Origin of the sequence: Pseudomonas sp. B21-019 (assembly GCF_024749225.1) — a bacterium.
In the GTDB taxonomy this organism is placed as follows: domain Bacteria; phylum Pseudomonadota; class Gammaproteobacteria; order Pseudomonadales; family Pseudomonadaceae; genus Aquipseudomonas.
In genome coordinates this window covers 404606-428815 of the sequence record NZ_CP087193.1, presented here as the reverse complement: position 1 = coordinate 428815, position 24210 = coordinate 404606, and the positions used below count along the sequence as shown (strand labels likewise).

Here is a 24210-nt window from a genome sequence, read left to right as displayed (position 1 = left end):
CCAAAAAGCCCCGCCTTCGAAAGAAGTGCGGGGCTTTTTATTGCCTGCCTGCAAACCCCTCAGATACAAAAAAGCCCCGACTCAGAATGAGCCGGGGCCTTTGGCTGAAGCGCTACAACGGCTTAGCCGTTGAACACGTCATCCACGCTTTTCAGCGGGTAGTTCTTCGGATACGGCAGGGTCGCCACGCCGGTCTCGATCGCAGCCTTGGCCACGGCATCGGAGATCACGGTGATCAGACGGGCATCCATTGGTTTCGGGATGATGTACTCACGACCGAATTCCAGCTTGATGCCGCCGTAGGCGTCGCACACTTCCTGAGGCACTGGCAGCTTGGCCAGTTCACGCAGGGCGTTGGCGGCAGCCACTTTCATTTCTTCGTTGATGCGCTTGGCGCGAACGTCCAGGGCACCACGGAAGATGAACGGGAAGCCCAGTACGTTGTTGACCTGGTTCGGGTAGTCCGAACGGCCGGTGGCCATGATCACGTCGTTGCGAGTGGCGTGCGCCAGCTCCGGGGAGATTTCCGGATCCGGGTTCGAGCACGCGAACACGATCGGGTTGGCCGCCATGGACTTCAGGCCTTCAGCGCTCAGCAGGTTCGGGCCGGACAGACCAACGAACACGTCAGCGCCTTCCAGCGCGTCAGCCAGGGTGCGCTTGTCGGTCGCGTGAGCGAAGACAGCCTTGTACTGGTTCAGGTCGTCACGGCCGGAGTGGATCACACCGGTACGGTCAACCATGTAGATGTTTTCGATGTTGGCGCCCATGCTCACCAGCAATTTCATGCAGGAGATGGCGGCAGCACCGGCGCCCAGGCAGACGATCTTGGCTTCCGGCAGGGTTTTACCGGCGATTTCCAGGGCGTTGATCATGCCGGCAGCGGTCACGATCGCGGTACCGTGCTGGTCATCGTGGAATACCGGAATGTCGCACTGCTCGATCAGAGCGCGTTCGATTTCAAAGCACTCAGGTGCCTTGATGTCTTCCAGGTTGATGCCACCGAAGGTGATGGAGATACGCTTGACGGTGTCGATGAAGGCTTGCGGGCTTTCGGAGTCGACTTCGATGTCGAACACGTCGATGCCGGCGAAGCGCTTGAACAGAACACCTTTACCTTCCATCACCGGCTTGGAAGCCAATGGACCGAGGTTACCCAGGCCCAGAATCGCGGTGCCATCGGAAATGACTGCAACCAGGTTGCCTTTGCCGGTGTATTTGTAGGCCAGTTCAGGATCGCGGGCGATTTCGCGTACTGGTTCGGCTACGCCGGGGCTGTAGGCCAGCGACAGGTCGCGGGCGGTAGCAGTGGCCTTGGTGAGCTCGACACTCAGCTTCCCTGGACGAGGATTGGCGTGATATTCGAGAGCGGCAGTTTTCAAATCAGACATGTGGGCATTCCGCTTTTTACTGTTGGACAGACGGACCGCCGAGGATACTCGTGTCGCAAAGTCCCCACAAGACTGACCAGTCACCCCTGTCAAGCGCCCTGCCCTACGACTTTGGGCCAAGAGCCACGGAATACAAGGGATAGACTGTTCACAATCTACAGAATAAATGTCTACAATTTTTATTGCGGTGCGACCTGCAACATCGCCGGATCGGTCAGCGGCAAAAGCCAGCGCGCCTGTCCGGGCTTCAGTCCGCCACGGCGCGAACGATCCACGACCCAGCCACGAGCCTCGATTTGCTTGCCTATGAGCCTTTCAAGCGATGCGCCATCGAACTGGCCCAACATATTGGGTGCAACCCGCAATACAACTGAATCCTGCAACTCGATCCAAACCCCGCCACGATTGCGCTGAACCTTGCTCACACGGCCACTGAGCACGGCGAAGCCGGACGCGTTGATCTGCTCCGCTTTCAGCACAGGTGACTGTCGCCACAGCCCGAGGCCGGCCTGACGAGCACTGCGTTCCGCCGCCTGCTGGCAGCCGACCAAATCGACGTTCGGCGCTACCGCGACCTGAAAACCGAGACCTTCAGCAAGCATCTGCGCTTCGAGGTTGGCGCCATCGACGCTGTAGACATGGGCCAGGGTGCGACCGTAATGGTCCTTGCCTTCTTTACCCGACAGCAAACCGACCCGCCCGTCGCTGGCGGCCACCAGGGCTTCCAGGCGTTTGCGCGCGGCCACGGCGAACGGCTCGTCGGAACGACCCTGCTTGCCCAGCTCCGGCGTGTTCAAACCGATCATGCGCACACTGCGCCCATCGCTCAGACGCAAGGTGTCGCCATCCACCACCCGCTGCACCACAACCGGCGTCAGCCCGCTCGGTGCCGGGCAGAAGGCCTGGGCAGCGGAAAGCCAAATCGCAGGCATAAAAAAGGCGCCCGCGAGGGACGCCTTTTTTATCAGCATGGAAAAACCGTAACGGCTTCCCAAGTTGATCGGCCTTAGGCCTTTTTCGCGCCGAAAGCACCGAAACGGTCTGCGAAACGCTGAACGCGGCCGCCAGTGTCCAGAGTCTTTTGCTTACCGGTGTAGAACGGGTGGCATTCGTTGCAAACGTCGATCGCCAGGGCTTTGCCGTAGGTCGAACGGGTTTCGAACTTGTTGCCGCAGCTGCAGGTAACAGCAACTGCTGGGTATTCTGGATGGATATCAGCTTTCATGGTGTCTTCCTCAGGCTAGCGTGCCGCCACCCAACACTATTGTTGAATACCGCACGTAATTAGGCCGCGGATTCTACCAGACAATGCCGATCACGCAAGCTGTCACTGAAACCGACCGTCTGCTAGGCTCCCGGCCTTCGTCATCGCTCCCCTATCGAGAAAACAATCGCGTGCCCAACGCCATTCTGCGCCTCGCCCTGCCTTCGCCCCTGCGCCGCCTGTTCGACTATCGCGCGCCGGCCGGAGTCCTGCGCGCCCAGTTACACCCGGGCATGCGTTTGCGGGTGCCGTTCGGCCGGCGGGAGATGATCGGGATTCTGGTGGAGATCACCGACCACAGCGAGGTCCCGACGGAAAAGCTCAAACCGGCGCTGGCGCTGCTCGATGCCGTACCGCCGCTGCCGCCCGCGCTGTTCAAGCTGTGCCTGTGGACGTCCCAGTATTACCAGCACAGCCTCGGCGACACGTTGAGCTGGGCGCTGCCGGTGTTGCTGCGTCAGGGTGAACTGGCCGAAGCCCGTCAGGAGCGGTTCTGGTCCGCCGCGCCCGGCGCCAGCCTTGATGACCCGCGCATCGCCCGCGCCCCGCGGCAGCGCGAAGCGCTGGCGACCCTGGCGCAACATCCCCACGGCGTCGCTCATCAGTTGCTGAGCAAACTGATGCTGAGCAAGGACAGCCTCGACCTGTTGCTGGCCAAGGATCTGGTGCAGGTAGACATCCGCAGGCACGCGCCCGGCGCTCGCCACGAACACTGGCTGGCACAACCGGAATTGCCGCTCAACCCGGAGCAGCGCGCCGCTTATGAAGCGATTCGCGCCGGGTTCGACAGTTATCATGCGTTCCTGCTGGCCGGCGTCACCGGCAGCGGCAAGACCGAAGTGTATTTGCAGCTGATCCGCGAAACCCTTGAGGCCGGCAAGCAAGCCCTGGTGCTGATCCCGGAGATCAACCTCGGCCCGCAAACCCTGGCGCGCTTCGAGCAGCGCTTCAATGCGCGCATCGCGCTGATCCATTCCGCCGTCAACGACCGCGAGCGTCTGGACGCCTGGCTGGCCGCGCGGGATGGCGAAGCCGACATTATTATCGGCACCCGTTCGGCGCTGTTCACGCCAATGAAGAACCCCGGCCTGATCATCATCGATGAAGAGCACGACGGCTCCTATAAACAGCAAGAAGGCCTGCGCTACCACGCCCGCGACCTGGCACTGGTTCGCGCCCGGCAGGAAAACATCCCGATTGTCCTCGGCTCCGCTACGCCTTCGCTGGAAAGCCTGCAAAACGCCTACACCGGTCGTTACGGCCTGCTGCGCCTGAATGAGCGCGCCGGTGGTGCCAAGCAACCGCGCTTCCTGCGCCTGGACGTAAAAAGTCGCCCACTGGACAGCGGCATTTCCGGACCGATGCAGCAAGCCATCGGTCAAACCCTCGCCGCCGGCCAGCAGGTGCTGGTGTTCCTCAACCGCCGAGGGTTCGCCCCGACGCTGCTCTGCCACGATTGCGGCTGGATGTCCGAATGCCAGCGCTGCGACGCGCGAATGACCGTGCACCAGCGCTCGGGCGAATTGCGTTGCCACCATTGTGGCTACGTCGAACGCGTGCCTCGGCATTGCCCAAAGTGCGGCAAGGTCGATTTGCGGCCCGTGGGCGCCGGCACCGAGCGTGCCGAGGAACGCTTGGGGATTCTATTTCCGGACGTCCCGGTGCTGCGGGTCGACCGCGACAGTACTTCACGCAAAGACGCGATGAATCAGTTGTTCGCGACCATCCAGAAAGGCCAGCCGTGCATTCTGGTCGGCACACAGATGCTTGCCAAAGGGCACCACTTTCCTCGGGTGACACTGGTGTCGATTCTCGATGCCGACGGCGGGTTGTTCTCCGGTGACTTCCGCGCCAGCGAGCGCATGGCGCAGTTGATCGTCCAGGTCGCCGGACGCGCGGGCCGCGCCGAAGAGCCGGGCAAAGTGATCATCCAGACGCACCTGGCGGACCACCCGCTGCTGGTGCAACTGACCGAGCAGGGCTATTTCGCCTTTGCCGAACAGGCATTGAGCGAACGCCGCTCCGCCGGGTTGCCGCCATTTGCGCATCTCGCGCTGCTGCGGGCCGAAGCGCACAAACCGGGACAGGCCGAAGGGTTCCTCGATGAAGCGTGCAGCGAGGCCGAACGACTGCTGGCCGAACAGCATCTGACCGGCATCGAGTTGCTGGGGCCGGTTCCGGCACCGATGGAGCGCCGGGCCGGGCGCTATCGCGCGCAGTTGTTGCTGCAAGCCACGGCCCGGGCGCCGCTGCATCGATTGTTGAGCAGTTGGTTGCTGGCCTTGGAGCAGATGCCGAGCGGGAGGGCGGTGCGTTGGTCGCTGGATGTGGACCCGGTCGATTTGTATTAAAAGATCAAGATCAAAAGATCGCAGCCTTCGGCAGCTCCTGCCCTGCGATCTTTGCCGCTTTTGTCACCACATATCCATAACCTGCCCGCTATAGTTGGCAAGCCCGTCTTCGCAACGGATAATGCCCAGTTTTTCCACCAGCGCATCGAAGCGCCGCCGCGCCTGCGGTCGAAAGAGAAGACCATGAAAGACACCATTCGCCAGCTGATCCAACAAGCCATCACCCAACTCGTCAACGAAGGTGTGTTGCCTGAAGGCCTGTCGCCGGCGATCCAGGTGGAAAACTCCCGTGACAAGACTCACGGCGACTTCGCCAGCAACATCGCTATGATGCTGGCCAAACCGACCGGCATGAAGCCCCGTGACCTGGCCGAGAAAATCATCGCCGCGCTGCCGGCTGACGAGAACGTCTCCAAAGCCGAAATCGCCGGCCCTGGCTTCCTGAACTTTTTCCAGAACACCCAAGCCCTGGCGACCCGCCTGGACGCGGCCCTGGCCGACGACCACATCGGCGTACGCAAGGCCGGCCCGGTGCAGCGCACCGTGGTTGACCTGTCGGCACCGAACCTGGCCAAAGAGATGCACGTCGGCCACTTGCGCTCGACCATCATCGGCGACGGCGTGGCCCGGGTGCTGGAATTCCTCGGCGACACCGTGATTCGTCAGAACCACGTCGGCGACTGGGGCACCCAGTTCGGCATGCTAATGGCTTATCTGCAGGAAAACCCGATCACCAGCGACGAGCTGTCGGACCTGGAAAACTTCTACCGCGCCGCCAAGCAGCGCTTCGACGAGTCCGAAGAGTTCGCCGACCGCGCCCGTGGCCTGGTGGTCAAGCTGCAAGCTGGCGACCCGGACTGCCTGGCCCTGTGGACCAAGTTCAAGGACATCTCGCTGTCCCACTGCCAGAAAATCTACGAACTGCTGAACGTCAAACTGACCATGGCCGACGTGATGGGTGAAAGCGCCTACAACGACGACCTGATCAACGTGGTCAACGACCTCAAGGCCAAAGGCATGCTGGTCGAGAGCAACGGTGCTCAATGCGTGTTCCTCGACGAATTCAAGACCGCCGATGGCGATCCGCTGCCGGTGATCATCGTCAAGGCCGACGGCGGCTACCTCTACGCCACCACCGACCTGGCGGCCGTGCGCTACCGCAGCGGCGTGCTGAAAGCCGATCGCGCGCTGTACTTCGTCGACCAGCGCCAGGCCCTGCACTTCCAGCAAGTGTTCCAGGTCGCGCGCCTGGCCGGCTTCGTGACCCATCCGATGGATATGGAACACATGGGCTTCGGCACCATGAACGGCGCCGACGGCCGTCCGTTCAAGACCCGTGACGGCGGCACCGTGAAGCTGATCGACCTGCTGACCGAAGCCCAGGAACGCGCCTACACGCTGGTGAAGGAGAAGAACCCGGAGTTGGCCGAAGACGAGCTGCGCAACATCGCCAAGGTCGTGGGCATTGGCGCGGTGAAGTACGCCGACCTGTCCAAGCACCGCACCAGCGACTACAGCTTCAACTTCGACCTGATGCTGAACTTCGAAGGCAACACCGCACCGTACCTGCTGTACGCCTACACCCGAGTGGCCGGCGTATTCCGCAAGCTTGGCAAGGACTTCAGCGAAGTCGAAGGGCAAATCGTCCTCGAAGCGCCGCACGAACATGAGCTGGCGGCGAAACTGGCGCAGTTCGGCGAAATCCTGAATAACGTGTCCGACAAAGGCACGCCGCACATTCTCTGCACCTACCTGTACGATGTTGCTGGCCTGTTCTCCAGCTTCTACGAGAACTGCCCGATCCTCAGCGCCGACACCCCGGCGCAAATGCAGAGCCGTCTGCGCCTTGCCGCACTGACCGGCCGCACTCTCAAGCAAGGCCTGGAACTCTTGGGTCTGGAAACTCTGGAGCGTATGTAAGTTGGCTGCCAAGAAAAAACCTGCACCCAAGCGTGGCGCCAGCCGTTACCAAGCTCCTGCAAAGCAACCGATCCCGGGCTGGCTGTGGATGGCCATCGGCCTGACGGTCGGCGCGTTCATTGTGTTCCTGATGAAGCTGGAGCCGGGCAAGGGCAGTGACAGCGTCAAGCGCGAGAAGGTCGAGCAGCAACAGAAAGCCACCAAGATCGCCGAGGCCAACAAGACCCCGCCGAGCCCGACGCAACCGGTGAAGCCGAAGTACGACTTCTACACCTTGCTGCCGGAATCGGAAGTGATCGTGCCGCCGGATGCGGTGCCGGAGAAAACCCTGCCGACACCACAAGTGCCGGCCGTACCGACCACGCCAGTGACGCCTGCGGAAGCGGCGAAGATCGACACTGCCCGGGCTCAAGCGGCATTGGCCGGCATCACTCCGCCACCAGCGCCACCGGTGGCTAAAGCCGCGCCGGTGACCAAGTTCTTCCTGCAGGCCGGTTCGTTCCGCAAACAAGCCGATGCCGACAAGGTTCGGGCGCAGATCATCCTGCTGGGTCAGGCCGTGGCGGTTGAATCCGGCACGGTGAAGGACGAGACCTGGTACCGGGTACTGGTCGGCCCGTTCAGCAACCGCGAACAACTGACCACCGCCCAGAAGCAACTGGCGGGCAGCGGCTTCAGTAACCTGTTGTTACAACAACGCCAGAGCCGCTGATCCCACTTTACAGCCAGAAGCAATCTGCTTTTGTGGCGAGGGAGCTTGCTCCCGCTGGAGTGCGAAGCACTCCCAATCCGGCCATCGCGGTATGCCAGACAAACCGCGATGCCCGGATTTACGACTGCTTCGCAGCCGAACGGGACGGTGCGGCGATCCGACAAGCTCCCTCGCCACAGGGATTCACTTGCACCCGCCTTCGCAAATGACACACCGCTCGTCCCCCGCCGCGCCCTACAGTTGAAAAACGCTCCACCACCCCCATATGAGTTGGCATAAGGCATTTTCGCCCCGCTGCGTGGAGACTCCCCCTTGACCACCATCGTTTCAGTTCGCCGCCACGGCAAAGTCGTCATGGGCGGCGACGGCCAGGTTTCGCTCGGCAATACCGTGATGAAAGGCAACGCGAAGAAAGTTCGCCGCCTGTACCACGGTCAGGTTATCGCCGGTTTTGCCGGGGCTACCGCTGACGCCTTCACCCTCTTCGAACGTTTCGAAGGCCAACTCGAAAAACATCAGGGCCACCTGGTTCGCGCTGCTGTCGAGCTCGCCAAAGAATGGCGCACCGACCGCTCCCTCAGCCGCCTCGAAGCCATGCTCGCGGTCGCCAACAAGGATGCCTCCCTGATCATCACCGGCAACGGTGACGTGGTTGAGCCTGAAGAAGGCCTGATCGCCATGGGTTCCGGCGGCGGCTACGCCCAGGCTGCGGCCAGCGCACTGTTGAAAAAGACCGACCTGTCGGCCCGGGAAATCGTCGAAACCGCTTTGGGCATCGCTGGCGACATCTGCGTGTTCACCAACCACAACATCACCATCGAGGAGCAGGATCTCGCTGAGTAAGCCTGTGTTGGCCTAGCGCCACGGCTCACTTTTGCTTGAGGACCGCCAATTACTATGCCCATGACCCCCCGTGAAATCGTCCACGAACTCAATCGCCATATCATCGGCCAGGACGATGCCAAACGCGCCGTCGCCATTGCCTTGCGCAACCGCTGGCGCCGGATGCAGCTGCCAGAAGAGCTGCGCGTCGAAGTCACCCCCAAGAACATCCTGATGATCGGCCCGACCGGCGTCGGTAAAACCGAGATCGCCCGTCGCCTGGCCAAACTCGCCAACGCGCCGTTCATCAAAGTCGAAGCAACAAAATTCACCGAAGTGGGCTATGTCGGCCGTGACGTCGAATCGATCATTCGTGATCTGGCCGACGCGGCGATCAAGCTGCTGCGCGAACAGGAAATGACCAAGGTTCGCCACCGCGCCGAAGACGCTGCCGAAGAGCGCATCCTCGACGCGTTGCTGCCTCCGGCACGCATGGGCTTCAGCAACGAAGACGCCGCCCCGGCCCAGGACTCCAACACCCGCCAGCTGTTCCGCAAACGCCTGCGTGAAGGTCAGCTGGACGACAAGGAGATCGAAATCGAAGTCGCCGAAATCACCGGCGTCGATATCTCCGCGCCACCGGGCATGGAAGAAATGACCAACCAGTTGCAGAGCCTGTTCGCCAACATGGGCAAGGGCAAGCGCAAGAGCCGCAAGCTCAAGGTCAAGGAGGCGCTGAAACTGGTTCGCGACGAAGAAGCCGGTCGCCTGGTCAACGAAGAAGAGTTGAAGGCCAAGGCGCTGGAAGCTGTCGAACAGCACGGCATCGTGTTCATCGACGAAATCGACAAGGTCGCCAAGCGCGGCAATACCGGTGGCGTCGACGTATCCCGTGAAGGCGTACAGCGCGACTTGCTGCCGCTGATCGAAGGCTGCACCGTCAACACCAAACTGGGTATGGTCAAGACCGACCACATCCTGTTCATCGCCTCCGGTGCGTTCCACCTGAGCAAGCCGAGCGATCTGGTGCCAGAACTGCAAGGTCGCCTGCCGATTCGCGTCGAACTCAAGGCCCTGAGCCCGGAAGATTTCGAACGCATTCTTAGCGAACCGCATGCCTCGCTCACCGAGCAGTATTGCGCGCTACTGAAAACCGAAGGGCTGCTCATCGAGTTCCAGCCGGACGGCATCAAGCGTATTGCCGAGATTGCCTGGCAGGTCAACGAGAAGACCGAGAACATCGGCGCCCGTCGCCTGCACACCTTGCTGGAGCGTCTGCTTGAAGAGGTGTCGTTCAGCGCCGGCGATCTGGCCAGCACCCATGACGAAAAGGCGATCCTGATCGATGCCGATTACGTCAACAGCCACTTGGGCGAATTGGCGCAGAACGAAGACCTGTCCCGTTATATCCTGTAGGTCTCATTCTGTGTGAGCGGGCTTCTGTGGCGAGGGAGCTTGCTCCCGCTGGGTCGCGAAGCGGCCCCAAAGTCGGTGAATGCGGTTTATCTACAAGACCTCATTCGCCGGATTTACGACTGCTACGCAGCCGAGCGGGAGCAAGCTCCCTCGCCACAGGTCACCCGCCGACACAGGGCCTTCATACAAACGGAAGATCGGCCCCATGACGACCCAACTCCCCACCGACATCAAACTGCACAAAGCCTCGAAAACCCTGACGCTCAAATACGCGTCCGGCGAGGAGTATCACCTGCCCGCAGAATTCCTTCGCGTGCACTCTCCTTCCGCCGAGGTCCAGGGCCACGGCAAACCTATCCTGCAATTTGGCAAGATCGGCGTAGGCCTGAGCAAGGTCGAACCAGCCGGTCAGTACGCACTGAAATTGACCTTCGACGACGGCCACGACAGCGGCCTGTTCACTTGGGAATATCTGTACCAGCTGGCGGTGCGCCAAGAGGATCTGTGGAACGATTATCTTGCCGAACTCAAAGCGGCTGGAAAGACCCGTGATCCGAACGAGTCGGTCGTCAAGCTGATGCTCTAGGTCAGGCCTCTAGGTATTTAGAGGGCATTTTCTAATTCCATCTGTTTGAATGCTTGGCTGCCGGGTCAACGATTGGCCCGCTTGCGAAAAAAATTAAACTCGGGTAACCAATGGAGCTGGCAAGTTCCGTGCAGTGCTCTCTGAACTGAAAAGCAGCTATGCAATCAACGGTCACCCGAGCAGTAGTACCTGGCGCATTGTGTGACTACACAGCTGGGCTCAGGTACTCGCCTCAGGACAATGGAGCGTCGTAGATGAGTAACAAGCAAAACGATGACCTGAAATTCCAGGCTTCAGAAAATACCTTGGGACTGAATCCTGTTGTTGGGCTGCGTAGAAAGGATCTACTGGGTTCCGCTCGAATGGTGCTGACCCAGGCCATCAGACAACCCATCCACAGTGCCAGGCACGTCGCCCATTTCGGCATCGAACTCAAGAACGTGCTGTTCGGAAAATCCGAGCTTCAACCGCAAAGCGACGACCGCCGTTTCCTCGACCCGGCCTGGAGTCAAAACCCTCTCTACAAACGTTATTTGCAAACTTATCTGGCGTGGCGCAAGGAGCTCCACACCTGGATCGATAAGAGCAATCTCTCGCCCAAGGACGTCGCTCGCGGGCATTTCGTGATCAACCTCATGACCGAAGCCATGGCCCCGACCAACACGGCGGCCAACCCGGCGGCGGTCAAACGCTTCTTCGAAACCGGCGGCAAAAGCCTGCTCGACGGCCTCTCCCATCTGGCCAAGGATCTGATCCACAATGGCGGCATGCCGAGCCAGGTCAACATGGGCGCGTTCGAAGTCGGCAAGAGCCTGGGCGTGACCGAAGGCGCAGTGGTCTTTCGCAACGACGTGCTGGAATTGATCCAGTACAAGCCGATCACCGAGCAGGTGCATGAACGCCCACTGCTGGTGGTGCCGCCGCAAATCAACAAGTTCTATGTTTTCGACCTGAGCCCGGACAAGAGCCTGGCGCGCTTCTGCCTGCGCAACAACGTGCAGACGTTCATCGTCAGCTGGCGCAACCCGACCAAGGAACAACGCGAGTGGGGTCTGTCGACCTACATCGAAGCGCTCAAGGAAGCGGTCGATGTAGTCACCGCGATCACCGGCAGCAAAGACGTGAACATGCTCGGTGCCTGCTCCGGCGGCATTACCTGCACCGCCCTGCTGGGTCATTACGCAGCGATCGGCGAAAAGAAAGTAAACGCCCTGACACTGCTGGTCAGCGTGCTCGACACCACCCTCGACAGCGACGTGGCCCTGTTCGTCGACGAGCAGACCCTCGAAGCCGCCAAGCGCCATTCCTACCAGGCCGGTGTGCTGGAAGGCCGCGACATGGCGAAAGTCTTCGCCTGGATGCGCCCCAACGACTTGATCTGGAACTACTGGGTCAACAACTACCTGTTGGGCAACGAGCCACCGGTGTTCGACATTCTGTTCTGGAACAACGACACCACTCGCCTGCCGGCCGCTTTCCACGGCGACCTGATCGAGATGTTCAAAAACAATCCACTGGTCCGCCCTGACGCACTGGAAGTGTGCGGCACGCCGATTGACCTGAAACAGGTCACTGCCGACATCTTTTCCCTGGCCGGCACCAACGATCACATCACCCCGTGGAAGTCCTGCTACAAGTCGGCACAGCTGTTCGGCGGCAAGGTCGAATTCGTGCTGTCCAGCAGCGGACATATCCAGAGCATTCTGAACCCGCCCGGCAATCCGAAAGCACGCTACATGACCAGCACCGACATGCCGGTCAAAGCCGAAGACTGGATGGAAAACTCCACCAAGCACACCGACTCCTGGTGGCTGCATTGGCAGGCGTGGCAGGCCGAACGCTCAGGCAAACTGAAAAAGTCCCCCGCCAACCTTGGCAACAAGGCCTATCCCGCGGGTGAAGCGTCGCCAGGCACGTATGTGCACGAACGTTGAGCTTCAAACAACTCGCAGTCCGCGGCACTGGGAGGTGCCGCGATTGTCATTAATCAGCCTCGAGGCCAGCCTCGAACATTCTGCGACGGCCCGGGATGGCCCGAGCAGCGTTTAAAACCTACAGGGCTTCGTGCATGCCGCAACCGTTCGTATTTCGTACCGTCAACCTGGATGGGCAGACCCTCCGCACCGCGGTACGCCCCGGCAAGCCTCACTTGACGCCCTTGCTGGTTTTCAATGGCATCGGTGCCAACCTGGAGCTGATATTTCCGTTCGTCCAGGCGCTGGATCCGGACCTGGAAGTCATCGCCTTCGACGTCCCCGGTGTCGGCGGCTCATCGACGCCCAGCCGGCCGTATCGCTTTTCGGGCCTGGCGAAACTGACGGCGCGAATGCTCGATTATCTCGATTACGGGCAGGTCAATGTGATCGGCGTGTCATGGGGTGGCGCCCTGGCGCAGCAATTTGCCTATGACTATCCCGAGCGCTGCAAGAAGCTGGTGCTGGCAGCCACGGCGGCCGGCACAGTGATGGTGCCGGGCAAACCGAAAGTGCTGTGGATGATGGCCAGCCCACGACGCTACATCCAGCCGTCCCATGTGATTCGCATCGCGCCGATGATCTATGGCGGCTCGTTCCGTCGCGATCCGACCCTGGCGGCCAGTCACGCCGCGCGGGTTCGCTCGGCAGGCAAACTGGGCTACTACTGGCAGCTGTTCGCCGGGTTCGGCTGGACCAGCATTCACTGGCTGCACAAGATCCATCAACCGACCCTGGTGCTGGCCGGCGACGATGACCCTCTGATCCCGCTGATCAATATGCGCATGCTGGCCTGGCGAATTCCCAATGCCCAATTGCACATCATCGACGACGGGCATCTGTTCTTGATTACCCGGGCCGAAGCGGTGGCACCGATCATCATGAAGTTTCTCGAAGAGGAACGTCAGCGCGCAGTGATGCATCCGCATCCGGCGCCATCGGGCAGTTGACCTGCCCCGGATTTGGTTCAGGAAAAGAGCGTCGACAGGACGTCGTACCGCGCAACAATCCGCAACAACGTCTATGGTGATTTGTTCGGTGAGTTTGTTTTTGGCCTGATGACGAAGGAGTGTTGACTCATGCGCGACAAACCAGCGAAGGGCTCTTTGCCCACTCCCGCTGCATTCATCAACGCACAGAGTGCGGTTACCGGTCTGCGCGGCCGGGACTTGCTTTCAACCTTGCGCAGCCTGGCCACCCATGGCCTGCGCAACCCGGTGTACACGGCCCGGCATGCCTTGAAGCTGGGCGGCCAGCTTGGCCGCGTGCTGTTGGGTGAGACCCTGCACCCGATCAATCCGCAAGACAATCGCTTTGCCGACCCGGCGTGGAGCCTCAACCCTTTTTATCGCCGCAGTTTGCAGGCCTACCTGAGTTGGCAGAAGGAGGTCAAAAACTGGATCGACGAGAGCAACCTGAGCCAGGACGATCGCGCCCGCGCCCACTTTGCGTTTGCCTTGATCAACGACGCCGTGGCGCCGTCCAACACCCTGCTCAATCCGCTGGCGGTCAAGGAGATCTTCAACTCTGGCGGTCACAGCCTGGTGCGGGGTATCGGCCATTTGCTTGACGATCTGCTGCACAACGACGGCTTGCCCAGACAGGTCACCAAACAAGCATTCGAGGTAGGCAAGACAGTCGCCACCACCACCGGCTCCGTTGTGTTTCGCAATGAGCTGCTGGAACTGATCCAGTACAAGCCGATGAGCGAAAAACAGTATTCCAAGCCGTTGCTGATCGTGCCGCCACAGATCAACAAGTTCTACATTTTCGACTTGAGCCCCAGTAACAGCTTCGTCCAGTTCGCCCTTAAAAACGGCTTGCAGACCTTCGTGATCAGCTGGCGCAATCCTGATGTGCGTCACCGCGAATGGGGGCTGTCGTCTTACGTCGAAGCCACCGAAGAAGCGATGAATGTGTGCCGGGCGATTACCGGTTCCCGCGATGTCAACCTGATGGGTGCCTGCGCCGGCGGGCTGACCATCGCCGCGCTGCAAGGGCACTTGCAGGCCAAGCGGCAGCTGCGGCGGGTGTCCAGCGCGACCTATCTGGTGAGCCTGCTCGACAGTCAGATAGAAAGCCCGGCCACCCTCTTCGTCGACGAACAAACGCTGGAAGCGGCCAAGCGCCGCTCATATCAGAAGGGCGTTCTGGAAGGTCGCGACATGGCCAGGGTTTTTGCCTGGATGCGCCCCAACGATTTGATCTGGAATTACTTCGTCAATAACTACCTGCTGGGCAAGGAGCCACCGGCGTTCGACATCCTCTACTGGAACAATGACAACACGCGCCTGCCGGCAGCGTTTCATGGCGACCTGCTGGACTTCTTCAAGCACAACCCGCTGAGTCATCCGGGCGGGCTGGAAGTGTGCGGCACTCCGATCGACCTGCAGAAAGTCACCGTCGACAGTTTCAGCGTGGCCGGCATGAACGATCACATCACCCCGTGGGATGCGGTGTATCGCTCGACCTTGCTGCTGGGTGGCGAGCGGCGCTTCGTGCTGTCGAGCAGCGGTCATGTGCAGAGCATTCTCAACCCGCCGCACAACTCGAAAGCCAACTACGTCGAGAACCCGAAACTGAGCAGCGACCCACGGGCCTGGTATTACGACGCCAAACGCGTCGACGGCAGTTGGTGGACACAATGGCTGAGCTGGATTCAGGAACGCTCCGGCACTCAACACGAAACCCTGATGACCCTTGGCAACCAGAACTATCCACCGATGGAGGCGGCACCCGGTACTTACGTGCGCGTGCGCTGACGTTCAATGATCCACGGCCGCCAATGGCCGTGGCCTGACTCGACCATTAAGAAGACTGGATGAAAACCCGCGACCGGATTCTCGAATGTGCCCTGCAGTTGTTCAATCAGAAGGGCGAACCGAACGTGTCCACCATGGAGGTGGCCAACGAAATGGGCATCAGCCCCGGCAACCTCTACTACCACTTCCACGGCAAGGAGCCGCTGATCCTGGGGCTGTTCGAACGCTTCCAGACCGAACTGACGCCCTTGCTCGATCCACCGTCCGATGTGGAATTGGCACCCGAAGATTACTGGCTGTTCCTGCACCTGATCGTCGAACGCCTGGCCCAATACCGGTTTCTGTTCCAGGACTTGTCGAACCTTGCCGGCCGCCTACCGAAACTGGCCAAGGGGATACGCAACTTGCTCAATGCGTTGAAGCGCACACTGGCTTCATTGCTGGCGCAGTTGAAGGCTCAGGGGCAGTTGGTCAGCGACACCCAGGCGCTGGGGCAACTGGTGGAACAAATCACCATGACATTGCTGTTCTCGCTGGACTATCAGCGGATTCTCGACCGTGAAGGTGAAGTACGACTGGTGGTGTATCAGATCATGATGCTGGTGGCCCCGCACTTGTTGCCGCCGGTCAAAGTCGCGACCGAGCGGTTGGCGTTGCAGTACCTCGAAGAGCATTAAGATCAAAAGATCGCAGCCTTCGGCAGCTCCTACACGGAGTTGTGTTCAGCCGCGATATGGTGGCGAACATCGAATCTGTAGGAGCTGCCGCAGGCTGCGATCTTTTTTCGACAAACTACCCAAATCTTGAATTTTCAAAACAAAAACGCCCGACCTTTACAGGCCGGGCGTTTTTTTGCGTCCTGGAAATCAGGACTGACTGGTTGGCGCCGATGGAGTCGGTGCGATAGTCGGGGTTACAGCAGGGGTCGGTGCAGCGGCGGAGTTCGCCGGACTGACCGGGGTTGCCGGTTTGGCGGCAGCCACTGCTGGTTTCGGAGCGGCCGCTTTCGGGGCGGCTGGTTTCTTCACTGCTGGCTTCTTCGCCGCAGCGGGTTTGGCCGCTGCGGTTTTAGCTGCAGGTTTGGCCGCTGGTTTAGCGGCTGGTTTTGCAGCAGCTTTTGCAGCGGGTTTAGCGGCCGCTTTGGCTGCAGGTTTCGCAGCAGCAGTTTTGGCTGCCGGCTTGGCGGCAGGTTTCGCTGCGGCCTTGGCCAATGGTTTGGCAGCGCTTTTGGCTGCCGGTTTGGCCGCTGCGGTTTTCGCCGCAACAGGCGCAACCTTGGCACCGGTGAGTTTTTCGATTTGCTTGGTCAGGGTATCGACCTTGCTGTGCAGTGCCTTGACCTCATTGCGGCTCGGTACACCCAGGCGCGAAATGGCGCTGTTCAGGCGCTTGTCGAAAGCCCCTTCCAGCTCATCCCACTTGCCCAGTGCGCGATCTTTCACGCCGCTGATGCGCGACTTGGCCGACGAAGCGGAGTCCTTGGCAGCATCGACAGTCTTGCCGACAGCGCTCTTGGTGAGCTTCTCGGCTTTCTCGCCGTCCTTAACCAATGCATCGAAGAGTTTGCTGCCGTCAGTATCAATCTTCGAGTACACGCCTAAACCAGCCAGCCAGATCTTGCGGGAGTAGTCTTCGACCTTCCCGATCCACGAGCTGCCTTCTTTTTCAGTATTCTTTTTGCCAGCCATCCCGTTCTCCTTAAGATTTACGCGCGACACGTTCGAGCAATGCTGTCAGCTCATCGAGCTTAGCAGAGAGTGTCTCCACGTCATGTTTAGACGGAATGCCGATACGATTCAAGGCACTTGCGATACGCGTATCGAAAGCCTTCTCGACTTTGTCGAGTTGAAGTTCGACTTTGCCTTTGAAAGTACTCACTTCACTCTTGGCTTCATCGATCTCGGCATTAGCCGCTTCAAGTTTCTCAGCAACTACTTTTTTGCCTTTCTTTTCAACAGCTTGACCAGCCTTGATCAACTCTTGAACGTACTCGCTACCCTCTTGACCGACCTTGGTGTAGGCACCCAGGCCCGCCAGCCAGATCTTGCGGGCATACGATTTGACGTCGTTCAGAGTGTTGGTCTCAACGTCGACTTTTTTCTTCAAAATAACTTTGGCCATGGTCCACCTCACGCGCAGAAGGGTTGAGGAACTGCCCGCGAAAGTGTCGGGCTCAGGCACAAAGTAGGGAGAAAAATTAGAAACGGCACCCTAACAAATGACACAAATCGGTGGTGCCTCCGGGAAAAGATCTCAGTCTTCGGCAGCGCCTGCAGATGTACACATTTCAATGCAGGCGCTGTCGAAGGCTGCGATCTTTGGGGAATCACGCGAGGGCTTTGTCGAGGGCCCTTTCGATTTCCGATTTGATGGTGCCGCTCATGGCGGACATCAACAGCCCCAATTCGACATCGACCCTGATCGAGTCCTCGCCCACATGTACCGCGCCTTTCACACCGGAGCGCTTGAGGTTCAGGGTGTCACCGGACCACTGCGGCTCCAGGCCATATTGATCGGACAGTTTCTGCGCCAACTTGTCGGCCTTCTCGCGGGCCGCTTCCTTACCCAGGCCATGGGCACGCTCAACACTAATATGGGCCATCGAATGACTCCTGCTTTATGGACACTTCCTGAAGCATCTTGACCGTTACTGCGTCAAAACGTCCCGGTTTCTCTATATCTTACCTTCAGCCTTGCCAAGACAAAGCAGGCCACCGGGATTAGAATGTCCCGCATTCTATTTTGGTGACAGCGATATGACTGATCAGCGCAAAGGCAGCGATGCCGAACCCACCACTCACTTCGGCTTCAAAAACGTTCCGGAAAGCCAGAAAGCGGAAAAAGTCGCTGAGGTTTTCCACTCGGTAGCCGCCAAGTACGACTTGATGAACGACCTCCTGTCGGGCGGCATGCACCGTCTATGGAAGCGTTTCGCGATCGAACTGTCGGGCGTGCGTGCCGGTAACCGCGTGCTGGACATCGCCGGCGGCACTGGCGACCTGACCAAAAAGTTTTCGCATCTTGTGGGACCGACTGGTCAGGTAGTGTTGGCCGACATCAACGAATCCATGCTCAAGGTCGGTCGTGACCGCCTGCTGGATCTGGGTGTGTCCGGCAACGTCGAATTCGTCCAGGCCGACGCTGAAAAGCTGCCGTTCCCGGACAACCACTTCGACTGCGTGACCATCGCTTTCGGCCTGCGCAACGTGACGCATAAAGAAGACGCCCTGCGCTCGATGCTGCGCGTGCTCAAGCCCGGCGGTCGCCTGCTGGTGCTGGAGTTTTCCAAACCCACCAACGCACTGATGTCCAAAGCCTACGATGCCTATTCGTTCGCCTTCATGCCGTTGATGGGCAAGCTGATCACCAATGATTCGGAAAGCTATCGCTACCTGGCCGAATCGATCCGCATGCACCCGAATCAGGAAACCCTGAAGTCGATGATGGTCGAGGCCGGTTTCGACCGCGTGACCTACCACAACATGACCGCAGGCATCGTCGCCCTGCACCGTGGCATCAAACCCTGATGTTGCTGGCCGGCCTGCTCGCCAGCGTTGAACTCGGTCTGAACCGGGTGCTGCGTCTCGACAGCACGGCGCTGCCGCGGCTGGCGCATTTGAGTGGCAAGGTGATTGCCGTCGACTGCCGCAGCCCGGCGTTGCAATTGTTCATCCTGCCCAGCGATGAAGGTCTGATGCTGGCGTCCCACTGGGAAACCGGTGCCGACTGCACGTTGCGCGCACCCGCCTCAAGCCTGCTGAAACTGGCGACGAGCAAAGACAAGACTTCCGTGCTGCATGGCCCGGAAGTCGAGCTCGACGGCGACAGCGGCGTGCTGCTGGAACTGGCGACGGTCCTGCAGGACCTGGAGCTGGACTGGGAGTACGAACTCTCGCGCTGGCTGGGACCTGTGGCCACGCAACTGGTCGGCGGTCACCTGCGCAGTCGCGCACGCTGGTATCAGCAAGGGTTCGCCAGCCTCAACCAGAACCTGGGCGAGTACCTGGCCGAAGAATCGCGCACCCTCGTCGGTCAGCGCGAAGCCGAAGCCCGTTTCAGTGAACTGGACCAGATCAAGCTCGATCTGGAACGTCTCGAGGCGCGTTTCGAGCGCCTTTCCCGATCCCTCGACCCAAGCGATAACGCATGAAGCTGCTTGCCGTCCGCCGTTTGTTGCGCATCCAGCGCGTCGTGATCCGCTACCGCCTCGATGACCTGCTGTTCGCCCTGCCATTGCCCTGGTTTCTGCTGGCGCTGCGCTATGCCTTGCCGTGGCGCTGGTTCCCGCGCAAGCCCCTGGACCTGAGCCGTGGCGCACGATTGCGCCTGGCGCTGCAGGACCTTGGGCCGATTTTCATCAAGTTCGGCCAGATCCTTTCGACGCGCCGCGACTTGCTGCCCGAAGACATCGCCGATGAACTGATGATGTTGCAGGACCGGGTACCGCCGTTCGACTCGCAAGTGTCGGTCCGGTTGATCGAAGAGCAGCTCGGCAAGAAGATCAATGAAGTCTTCTCGCGTTTCGACGTCGAACCGCTGGCCTCGGCTTCGGTGGCGCAGGTACATGCCGCGCAGCTGAAAACCGGTGAAGAAGTAGTGGTCAAGGTGATCCGCCCGGGCCTCAAGCCGGTGATTGCCCAGGACCTGGCATGGCTGTTCATTCTTGCCCGCGCCGCGGAAAAACTCTCGGCCGATGCCCGCCTGCTGCACCCGGTGGACGTGGTCAGCGACTACGAAAAAACCATCTACGACGAACTCGACCTGCTGCGCGAGGCGGCCAACGCCAGCCAGTTGAAGCGCAACTTCGACGGTTCGCCGCTGCTCTATGTGCCGCAAGTCTATTGGGACTGGTGCCGGCCGAAAGTGCTGGTGATGGAGCGCATCTACGGGATTCAGGTCACCGACCTCGCGACCCTGGCCGACCAGCGCACCGACATGAAAATGCTCGCCGAGCGTGGTGTGGAGATCTTCTTCACCCAGGTGTTCCGCGACAGCTTCTTCCACGCAGACATGCACCCCGGCAACATTTTCGTCAGCACCGTGCAGCCCTGGAGCCCGCAGTACATCGCCATCGACTGCGGCATCGTCGGCAGCCTGACCCCGGAAGACCAGGACTATCTGGCGCGCAACCTGTTCGCGTTCTTCAAGCGTGACTACCGGCGTGTCGCGCAATTACACATCGACTCGGGCTGGGTACCGGCAGAAACCAAACTCAACGAATTCGAAGCGGCGATCCGCACGGTGTGCGAACCAATCTTCGAAAAACCTTTAAAAGATATTTCCTTTGGTCAGGTGCTGATGCGCCTGTTCCAGACCGCTCGACGCTTCAACATGGAAGTGCAGCCGCAGTTGGTCTTGCTGCAAAAAACCCTGTTGAACATCGAAGGCCTGGGTCGCCAGTTGTACCCGGACCTCGATCTGTGGAACACCGCCCAGCCGTTCCTCGAACGCTGGATGCGCGAGCGCGTCAGCCCCAAAGCCTTGCTGGGCAACGTGCAGAGCCAGTTCGAGCAGCTCCCGCACCTGGCCAACATGGCCCGCGACCTGCTCGAGCGCATGTCCCAACCCCACGCCAACGACCCGCCGCCGCCGTGGCACCGGCGCAAGGACGACGTGTTCCTGCGCCTGCTCGGTACCGCTCATCTGGCGGGTGGCACGATACTCGCCGCCGGTGGCCCGTTACACGAACTGGGGCATTGGCCCGCCGGAATCATGGTGGCGATCGGCTTGTATCTGGTCGTTCGCCGATAGCCAGTTGGATCATCGGCTGGCACACTGTTTGAACGCTGAATTTGAACATTGGCCTCAACTATTGAAGTAGAGCCCGCTGTCGGAGTCGAAGATGAAAAACTGGCTGGACGAGATCAAGTGGGACGCCGATGGCCTGGTGCCCGCGATTGCCCAGGATCACAAGACCGGACGCGTCCTGATGATGGCCTGGATGAACCGCGAAGCTCTGCAATTGACCGCCGCCGAGAACCGTGCCATTTACTGGTCACGTTCCCGTGGCAAGCTGTGGCGCAAGGGCGAAGAGTCCGGCCACGTGCAAACCCTGCATGAGATGCGCCTGGACTGTGACGCTGACGTGATCATCCTGATGGTCGAGCAGATCGGCGACATCGCCTGCCATACCGGCCGTCAGAGCTGCTTCTACCGCGTCTTCGAGAACGGCGACTGGAAAACCGTCGACCCGGTTCTCAAAGACCCGCACGCCATTTACTCCGCAGGACATACTCATGAGTGACACCCTGACCCGTCTGGCCCAGGTGCTGGAAGAGCGCAAAGGCGCCGCCGCCGACAGCTCGTACGTCGCCAGCCTGTACCACAAGGGCTTGAACAAGATTCTGGAAAAAGTCGGCGAAGAGTCGGTCGAAACCATTATCGCCGCCAAGGATGCCGCCATCAGCGGTGACTGCAGCGATGTGATCTACGAGACCGCCGACCTGTGGTTCCACAGCATGGTCATGCTCGCCCAGTTGGGGCAACATCCACAGGCTGTGCTCGATGAACTGGACCGTCGCTTCGGTCTGTCCGGACACGCCGAGAAAGCCTCGCGTCCGTCCGCCTGAATAATTATTAGAGAGGAACGCAACATGGGCATTTTTGACTGGAAACACTGGATCGTCATCCTGGTTGTCGTGGTGCTGGTGTTCGGCACCAAGAAACTGAAAAACCTCGGCACTGACGTGGGCGAGTCGATCAAGGGCTTTCGCAAGGCCATGAACGACGAAGAGAAACCGGCCGACCCGACTGCGACTCCGGCCCAACCGGTTCCGCCGACCCAGCCACAGGCCACAACGCCTGTGAACCCGCCGCACACCATCGACGTGCAGGCGCAAAAAGTCGAAGAGCCGATCCGCAAAGACTCGTGAGCACTGACTAATGTTTGGTATCAGCTTCTCTGAACTGCTGCTCGTCGGCCTCGTCGCCCTGCTGGTGCTGGGCCCCGAGCGCCTGCCGGGTGCTGCGCGCACCGCTGGCCTGTGGGTCGGGCGGCTGAAGCGCAGCTTCAACGCGATCAAACAGGAAGTTGAACGTGAAATCGGTGCCGACGAGATTCGCCGGCAACTGCACAACGAGCACATTCTGTCCCTGGAGCAGGAGGCGCGGAAGATTTTCACGCCGACTCAGCAGGAGCCAACACCGGTGGAACCTGTAGCCACGCCGACGATTCATGCGCCGGCGGCCGAGACTACGCCGACTGAAACGGTGAAAACCGTTGAAACAGCACCGGTTATTGCTCCAGTAGAACCTGTTGCTCCTGCCGCCGCGCCGACAACGCCGGCGCCTCACGACACCACTTTGCCGCCGCGAGCCCCATGAGCGATCTCCCCGAAAACGACCAGCACATGCCACTGGTCTCGCACCTCACCGAGTTGCGCACCCGTCTGCTGCGCTGTGTAGCGGCGATCTTCATTATCTTCGCCGGGTTGTTCGCCTTCACCCAGCAGATTTACACCTTCGTCTCCACGCCTCTGCGCCAGTACCTGCCGGCCGGCGCGACGATGATCGCCACCGACGTGTCGTCGCCGTTCCTGACGCCGCTGAAGCTGACCATGATGGTCTCGCTGTTCCTGGCAATCCCGGTGATCCTGCATCAGATCTGGGGTTTCATCGCGCCAGGCCTGTACAAGCATGAGAAGCGCATCGCCGTGCCGTTGCTGGTCTCCAGCATCCTGCTGTTCTACACCGGCATGGCCTTCGCCTATTTCCTGGTGTTCCCGCTGATCTTCAAGTTCTTCGCCGCCGCCACCCCGGCCGGCGTGGAAATGATGACCGACATCACCAGCTACCTCGATTTCGTCATGACGCTGTTCTTCGCCTTCGGTGTGGCGTTCGAGATCCCGGTGGCCGTGGTGCTGCTGGTGTGGATCGGCGTGGTCAACGTCGCCTACCTGAAGAAAATCCGCCCGTACGTGGTCATCGGCTGCTTCGTGGTCGGCATGATCCTGACGCCGCCGGACATCTTCTCGCAGACGCTGTTGGCCGTACCAATGTGGTTGCTGTTCGAGATCGGCGTCCTGTTCGGCGGCCTGATCAGCAAGCGCGGCGAGCACCCGGACGAAAAACCGGCTGACGATCACAACGACCAGCCGCCAGCGACCCAAGCGTGAACCTGCTGCTCCTCGAAGAGGCCGACTTTATTGCGGCCGACCGAGTGATCCTGCGCGATCGCCGGTTGACTCATATGCAGGAAGTCCACCGCTGTGAAGTGGGTGACAGCATGCGCGTCGGGCGTATCGGTGGGCTGATGGGGGCCGCCGAAGTGCTGCGCCTGGACGCTGACGAAGCCGAGTTGCGCGTCACCCTCGACCAGCCGCCACCAGCCAAGCTGCCACTGACCCTGGTGCTGGCCCTGCCACGCCCGAAAATGCTCCGCAGGGTGTTCCAGACCGTGGCTGCCATGGGTGTGCCACGAATCGTTCTGGTAAACAGCTATCGCGTCGAGAAGAGCTTCTGGCAAACCCCGTTCCTGGAACCTGAGGCGATTCGCGAGCAATTGATCCTGGGGCTTGAACAAGCCCGGGACAGCGTGCTGCCGGAAGTCGTCATCGAGAAGCGCTTCAAACCTTTTGTCGAAGATCGCCTGCCAGCAATCACTGAAGGCACTCTCGGCCTGATCGGTCATCCCGGCAATTACCCGCCCTGCCCCCGTGGCCTGGACGAACCCGTGACCCTGGCCATCGGCCCCGAAGGCGGCTGGATTCCTTACGAAATCGACCTGCTGGCCAAGGCCGGCCTGCAACCGGTGCAGCTCGGCGAGCGCATCCTGCGGGTCGAAACCGCCGTCACTGCACTGCTTTCGCGGCTGTTCTAACCCAGACACTTACCCTGTGGCGAGGGAGCTTGCTCCCGCTTGGGCGCGAAGCGGCCACCGCTTTTTTCCAGCAAGACCGCATTCACCGGTTTTACGACTGCTTCGCAGCCGAGCGGGAGCAAGCTCCCTCGCCACAGGTGTTTGCTCACCTACAGGTTCCAGCCTGCCTGCCGATACAGTCCCCATAAAACCGAA

General features: G+C 60.3%; 25 protein-coding genes. 19 read left to right on the top strand and 6 right to left on the bottom strand.

What is annotated here, in order from left to right; genetic code table 11:
• Positions 1–122: 122 nt before the first annotated feature.
• The 3 genes from LOY36_RS01925 to rpmE all read right to left on the bottom strand — a co-directional run bounded on the left by LOY36_RS01925 (position 123) and on the right by rpmE (position 2616).
• Entirely contained in the window at positions 123–1391 is a 1269-nt protein-coding gene (locus tag LOY36_RS01925) for a malic enzyme-like NAD(P)-binding protein (protein WP_204123936.1), read from the bottom strand.
• A 179-nt stretch (positions 1392–1570) separates the two neighbouring features.
• Positions 1571–2362: a thermonuclease family protein gene (locus LOY36_RS01920; RefSeq protein ID WP_258672091.1), complete on the bottom strand. Its 792-nt coding sequence runs from the start codon at positions 2360–2362 to the stop codon at positions 1571–1573.
• A 35-nt stretch (positions 2363–2397) separates the two neighbouring features.
• Positions 2398–2616 carry a 50S ribosomal protein L31 gene (gene rpmE, locus LOY36_RS01915; RefSeq protein ID WP_018929146.1) on the bottom strand — a complete coding sequence of 73 codons (219 nt, stop codon included), beginning with the start codon at positions 2614–2616 and terminating at the stop codon, positions 2398–2400.
• Positions 2617–2786: 170 nt separating this feature from the next.
• Here rpmE and LOY36_RS01910 point away from each other — a divergent pair, with 170 nt between their 5' ends.
• The 10 genes from LOY36_RS01910 (at position 2787) to LOY36_RS01865 (ending at position 15874) form a co-directional block, all read left to right on the top strand.
• Entirely contained in the window at positions 2787–5006 is a 2220-nt protein-coding gene (locus LOY36_RS01910) for a primosomal protein N' (RefSeq protein WP_007936815.1), read from the top strand.
• A gap of 183 nt (positions 5007–5189) precedes the next feature.
• Complete coding sequence (gene argS / locus LOY36_RS01905) at positions 5190–6926, top strand: arginine--tRNA ligase (protein ID WP_258672088.1); 1737 nt, start codon at positions 5190–5192, stop codon at positions 6924–6926.
• 1 nt (position 6927) lies between these two features.
• Positions 6928–7638: an SPOR domain-containing protein gene (locus LOY36_RS01900; protein WP_007936813.1), complete on the top strand. Its 711-nt coding sequence runs from the start codon at positions 6928–6930 to the stop codon at positions 7636–7638.
• A 312-nt stretch (positions 7639–7950) separates the two neighbouring features.
• The gene (gene hslV / locus LOY36_RS01895) at positions 7951–8481 is read left to right on the top strand and encodes an ATP-dependent protease subunit HslV (protein ID WP_007936812.1); all 531 of its coding nucleotides are present in this window, start codon (positions 7951–7953) and stop codon (positions 8479–8481) included.
• Between the two features lie 54 nt (positions 8482–8535).
• Positions 8536–9876 carry an ATP-dependent protease ATPase subunit HslU gene (gene hslU, locus LOY36_RS01890; protein WP_019581849.1) on the top strand — a complete coding sequence of 447 codons (1341 nt, stop codon included), beginning with the start codon at positions 8536–8538 and terminating at the stop codon, positions 9874–9876.
• A gap of 205 nt (positions 9877–10081) precedes the next feature.
• The gene (locus tag LOY36_RS01885; RefSeq protein ID WP_018929151.1) at positions 10082–10462 is read left to right on the top strand and encodes a gamma-butyrobetaine hydroxylase-like domain-containing protein; all 381 of its coding nucleotides are present in this window, start codon (positions 10082–10084) and stop codon (positions 10460–10462) included.
• Positions 10463–10716: 254 nt separating this feature from the next.
• Positions 10717–12396 carry a class II poly(R)-hydroxyalkanoic acid synthase gene (gene phaC / locus LOY36_RS01880; RefSeq protein WP_258672087.1) on the top strand — a complete coding sequence of 560 codons (1680 nt, stop codon included), beginning with the start codon at positions 10717–10719 and terminating at the stop codon, positions 12394–12396.
• 134 nt (positions 12397–12530) lie between these two features.
• Positions 12531–13385 carry a poly(3-hydroxyalkanoate) depolymerase gene (gene phaZ, locus LOY36_RS01875; RefSeq protein WP_018929153.1) on the top strand — a complete coding sequence of 285 codons (855 nt, stop codon included), beginning with the start codon at positions 12531–12533 and terminating at the stop codon, positions 13383–13385.
• A gap of 129 nt (positions 13386–13514) precedes the next feature.
• Positions 13515–15197: a class II poly(R)-hydroxyalkanoic acid synthase gene (gene phaC / locus LOY36_RS01870; protein WP_258672086.1), complete on the top strand. Its 1683-nt coding sequence runs from the start codon at positions 13515–13517 to the stop codon at positions 15195–15197.
• Positions 15198–15256: 59 nt separating this feature from the next.
• Complete coding sequence (locus LOY36_RS01865; RefSeq protein ID WP_007936804.1) at positions 15257–15874, top strand: TetR/AcrR family transcriptional regulator; 618 nt, start codon at positions 15257–15259, stop codon at positions 15872–15874.
• A 189-nt stretch (positions 15875–16063) separates the two neighbouring features.
• On the opposite strand, the gene LOY36_RS01860 is transcribed toward LOY36_RS01865, so the two are convergent.
• From LOY36_RS01860 to LOY36_RS01850, 3 genes are all read right to left on the bottom strand, one after another.
• A complete protein-coding gene (locus tag LOY36_RS01860) occupies positions 16064–16885 on the bottom strand; it encodes a phasin family protein (RefSeq protein ID WP_258672084.1) in 822 nt (273 codons plus the stop codon).
• A 10-nt stretch (positions 16886–16895) separates the two neighbouring features.
• Positions 16896–17318: a phasin family protein gene (locus LOY36_RS01855; RefSeq protein ID WP_007936802.1), complete on the bottom strand. Its 423-nt coding sequence runs from the start codon at positions 17316–17318 to the stop codon at positions 16896–16898.
• A gap of 205 nt (positions 17319–17523) precedes the next feature.
• Entirely contained in the window at positions 17524–17799 is a 276-nt protein-coding gene (locus LOY36_RS01850) for a polyhydroxyalkanoic acid system family protein (RefSeq protein WP_018929158.1), read from the bottom strand.
• A gap of 154 nt (positions 17800–17953) precedes the next feature.
• On the opposite strand from LOY36_RS01850, the gene ubiE reads away from it, so the two are divergent.
• The 9 genes from ubiE (at position 17954) to LOY36_RS01805 (ending at position 24015) form a co-directional block, all read left to right on the top strand.
• The gene (gene ubiE / locus LOY36_RS01845; RefSeq protein WP_007936800.1) at positions 17954–18724 is read left to right on the top strand and encodes a bifunctional demethylmenaquinone methyltransferase/2-methoxy-6-polyprenyl-1,4-benzoquinol methylase UbiE; all 771 of its coding nucleotides are present in this window, start codon (positions 17954–17956) and stop codon (positions 18722–18724) included.
• Positions 18724–19347, top strand: a complete 624-nt coding sequence (locus tag LOY36_RS01840) for an SCP2 domain-containing protein (protein WP_019581841.1) — start codon at positions 18724–18726, stop codon at positions 19345–19347. Before ubiE ends, LOY36_RS01840 begins: the two co-directional genes overlap by 1 nt.
• A complete protein-coding gene (ubiB, locus tag LOY36_RS01835) occupies positions 19344–20948 on the top strand; it encodes a ubiquinone biosynthesis regulatory protein kinase UbiB (protein ID WP_028939613.1) in 1605 nt (534 codons plus the stop codon). The genes LOY36_RS01840 and ubiB overlap by 4 nt, the downstream gene beginning before the upstream one ends.
• 91 nt (positions 20949–21039) lie before the next feature.
• Entirely contained in the window at positions 21040–21441 is a 402-nt protein-coding gene (gene hisI, locus LOY36_RS01830) for a phosphoribosyl-AMP cyclohydrolase (RefSeq protein ID WP_007936797.1), read from the top strand.
• The gene (locus tag LOY36_RS01825; protein WP_007899279.1) at positions 21434–21766 is read left to right on the top strand and encodes a phosphoribosyl-ATP diphosphatase; all 333 of its coding nucleotides are present in this window, start codon (positions 21434–21436) and stop codon (positions 21764–21766) included. Before hisI ends, LOY36_RS01825 begins: the two co-directional genes overlap by 8 nt.
• Positions 21767–21790: 24 nt before the next feature.
• Positions 21791–22069 carry a twin-arginine translocase TatA/TatE family subunit gene (locus LOY36_RS01820; RefSeq protein WP_258672080.1) on the top strand — a complete coding sequence of 93 codons (279 nt, stop codon included), beginning with the start codon at positions 21791–21793 and terminating at the stop codon, positions 22067–22069.
• A gap of 10 nt (positions 22070–22079) precedes the next feature.
• A complete protein-coding gene (tatB, locus tag LOY36_RS01815; RefSeq protein WP_258672078.1) occupies positions 22080–22520 on the top strand; it encodes a Sec-independent protein translocase protein TatB in 441 nt (146 codons plus the stop codon).
• Complete coding sequence (tatC, locus tag LOY36_RS01810; protein ID WP_019581837.1) at positions 22517–23311, top strand: twin-arginine translocase subunit TatC; 795 nt, start codon at positions 22517–22519, stop codon at positions 23309–23311. The genes tatB and tatC overlap by 4 nt, the downstream gene beginning before the upstream one ends.
• On the top strand, positions 23308–24015 hold the full coding sequence (locus tag LOY36_RS01805; RefSeq protein WP_258672076.1) for a 16S rRNA (uracil(1498)-N(3))-methyltransferase: 708 nt from the start codon (positions 23308–23310) through the stop codon (positions 24013–24015). The genes tatC and LOY36_RS01805 overlap by 4 nt, the downstream gene beginning before the upstream one ends.
• Positions 24016–24210 lie beyond the last annotated feature (195 nt).